We start from the raw sequence: 2787 nt of genomic DNA on the forward strand, positions 1-2787 counted from the left end.
GGACGATGGCGGTGGTGCCGACCTTCAGGTAGGTGGCGACCTCCGACATGTTGGAGTCGCCGACAATGACGTGCAGACGGCGGTACTTCTCCTCGTCGGCGTGGGGCTCATCGCGGGTGTTGATGATGCCGCGCGAACTGGTCGTTGCGCCCGAGATCTCCTGGTAGATGTGTTGCGCCCGCTGCGAGATATAGTAGTGATTCCCCATCCGCGTCCGGAGTACCTTGCCCGCGCCGGCGAATACCTGGCGCGTGACGAAGAATGGGATCAACTGCTCCGCCAGCTTGTGGAAGTTCACGCCGCGCTGCACCAGGTAGTTCTCGTGGCAGCCGTAGGTATTCCCGACCGAGTCGGTATTGTTCTTGAAGATGTATATCTCGCAGTAGATACCGTTCTCCTGGAGCTTCTGTTCGGCGCCCAGGAGCAACTCCTCTACGATCCGTTCGCCCGCTTTGTCGTGGACAACGAGGTCCCGCGGGTTATCGCACTCGGGGGTCGCGTACTCAGGATGACAGCCGGTATCCTGATAGAGGCGCGCACCGTTTCTCAGGAAGTCGTTCGTTCCGCGCTGGCGTGAGACCACCTTCTCAAAGAGATAACCCAGCGCGCTTTCAACAGACAGGTTCACCCGTCCCCCGGCCGAGGAAGAGATCAGGCCGTATTCGCTCTCCAGCCCAAGAATACGTTCTTGCATGGCAACTACCTCACCATTATCGTACCGGAAGGCCCTGTAGCGGTCAATCGAATTTCGTAGATATGTGCGAGGTGGAAGGCGCGGGGTGCGCGGCGGGAGAATCGTGCGGATCTATTGCTCGGTATCGGTAAGAATCGCCGTAAGATCGTTGTGGGAAAGGCGACGGAACTTCCGACCGGTCCGACTGCGCTCCAGAACCGCCACCTCCAGACTCTGCGGCTTGACCTTCACGTTGCTCACGGCTTCCAGCGCCCCTGTGGCCAGCCTCAGGGCAGCCTTCTGATCAAGCCCTGCCTCATATTTGTCCTTCAGGTGCAGCCGCAGTTCTTCGGCTTGTCCCCCGATCGCGACAAATCCCTTTTCATCACCGATGCTGCCGTCAAAGGCAATCCGGTACAACTCGTTGGGTAGCCCTCCATCGGCCACCTCCACCACCAGGATCTCCACCTCCAACGGCTTCATCGCTTCACTGAAAATATTTCCGATAGTCTGAGAGTAGGCATTGGCGAGTGACTTGGCCGTCACGTCTTCCCGATCATACGCGAACCCCTTCAGGTCCGCATAGCGAATCCCCGCCTTGCGCAGATTCTCGAACTCGCTGTACCTCCCGGCGCCGGCAAAGGCGATCCGGTCGTAAATCTCGGAGATCTTATTGAGCGAGGCGCTGGGGTTCTCGGCTACCAGCAGCATTCCGTCAGTATACTCCAGCACGATAATCGATTTCCCCTTGGCGATGCCCTTTCGGGCATACTCCGCCTTATCCTGCATCATCTGCTCTGGCGACACATAATAGGGTAGCGCCATTAGATCATGCTCCTCGCTCGGCTTCCCGGCGGCGATCGATGATGGCCTGGCAGATCTCCCTGATGCGGGTCTCCGCCACATCCTGCAGACCCGCCATGGCAGCGAGCTTCACCGTAGGAAAGATTCCGCGAACGAAATCCGGACCCCCGGTCCCGACATCCTCCTCCGCGGCGTCAATCAGCGCCTCCAGCCCGACCGCTATCGCTTCATCCTCAGTCATGCCGGCCCGATAGAGCTTCTTCATAGTGGAACGGGCGTCTTTCCCGCCTGACCCGGTGGCATAGTAATCCGTTTCCTCGTACCTGCCGCCGGTCACGTCGTACTTGAAGATCTTGCCCTCACCGTTTCTGACATCATAGCCGACAAAGAGTGGGATCACCACCAGCCCTTGCATCGCCATCGGCAGGTTGGCTTTGATCATCTGTGACAACTTATTTGCCTTACCCTCCAACGAGAGCATCACACCCTCTAGTTTTTCGTAGTGGGTAAGCTCCACCTCAAACAGTTTGGCCATCTCGATGCACGGGCCGGCAACGCCCGCGATGGCGATGGCTGAGTGATCATCCGCCTTGAATACCTTCTCGATTCGTCGCGACGAGACCTGGTAGCCCTCGGTCGCCTGCCGATCTCCTGCGAGGATCGCCCCATCTCGGTACTTCAAGGCCAGGATGGTGGTCCCGTGAGGGCTCTCCTTCAGTTCCCGGATCTCGGCCTGCGACAGCCCTTCCGGCTGGATCTGCATCTGCGGCAGAAGGTCCGACCGGCTCTGCCGAAGCAGGTCAAAAAAACTCGAACCCGGAACCATGGAATCGAAGAACGAGTGCATCGGCACCTCGAATGGGCGCGCCTGCGTTAGACCGCGATCTTCTCCAACAACTCCGTGGCGGTGTCAGAGCGATCCAGCACCTCGGCTATCAACTTCTGTGTGCCCCTCAATGGCTCGGTCATGGGAACACGTTTCACTGTCGCCTCGCCGGTATCAAAGATCACTGAGCTCCAACTCGCCCCGTAGACCTCGTCGGGATACTTTTGCAGGCACATCCCGCGGAAGTAGGCTCGGGTATCCGAAGGAGGGGTCTTCATAGCCATGAGGATCTCCTCGTCGGTGACGATCCGATCAACAAATCCTTGGCGCTCAAGGGTAAAGTACAGCCCCTTGTCTCGACGGAGATCATGGTACTGCAGGTCCAGCATGAAGACGCGCTGGTCGTCGAAGGAGCAGCCCTTGCGGGTGATGTAGGAGGTGATGAGCCCGTGCTTGATGACCCAGTCGAGCTCGCGGTGGAGCT

The 2787-nt window shown here is 58.8% G+C and carries 4 protein-coding genes; all 4 read right to left on the reverse strand.

The genetic code is table 11. From position 1 onward, the window contains the following. Positions 1 to 694: proteasome accessory factor PafA2 family protein (locus PHV01_RS12780; RefSeq protein WP_337291539.1), on the reverse strand; the 694-nt coding region annotated here is incomplete at its 3' end. A 111-nt stretch (positions 695 to 805) separates the two neighbouring features. After that, positions 806 to 1498: a proteasome subunit alpha gene (gene prcA, locus PHV01_RS12785; RefSeq protein WP_337291540.1), complete on the reverse strand. Its 693-nt coding sequence runs from the start codon at positions 1496 to 1498 to the stop codon at positions 806 to 808. A 4-nt stretch (positions 1499 to 1502) separates the two neighbouring features. Further along, the gene (gene prcB, locus PHV01_RS12790) at positions 1503 to 2324 is read right to left on the reverse strand and encodes a proteasome subunit beta (RefSeq protein WP_337291541.1); all 822 of its coding nucleotides are present in this window, start codon (positions 2322 to 2324) and stop codon (positions 1503 to 1505) included. Between the two features lie 26 nt (positions 2325 to 2350). Then, positions 2351 to 2787: proteasome accessory factor PafA2 family protein (locus PHV01_RS12795; RefSeq protein ID WP_337291542.1), on the reverse strand; the 437-nt coding region annotated here is incomplete at its 5' end.

This window comes from Candidatus Methylomirabilis sp. (genome assembly GCF_028716865.1).
Classification (GTDB): domain Bacteria; phylum Methylomirabilota; class Methylomirabilia; order Methylomirabilales; family Methylomirabilaceae; genus Methylomirabilis.

What these genes read in the sequence shown, in the direction of transcription:
- prcA (WP_337291540.1), bottom strand. Translation starts at nt 1,498, where the DNA reads ATGGCGCTACCCTATTATGTGTCGCCAGAGCAGATGATGCAGGATAAG.
- prcB (WP_337291541.1), bottom strand. Translation starts at nt 2,324, where the DNA reads ATGCACTCGTTCTTCGATTCCATGGTTCCGGGTTCGAGTTTTTTTGAC.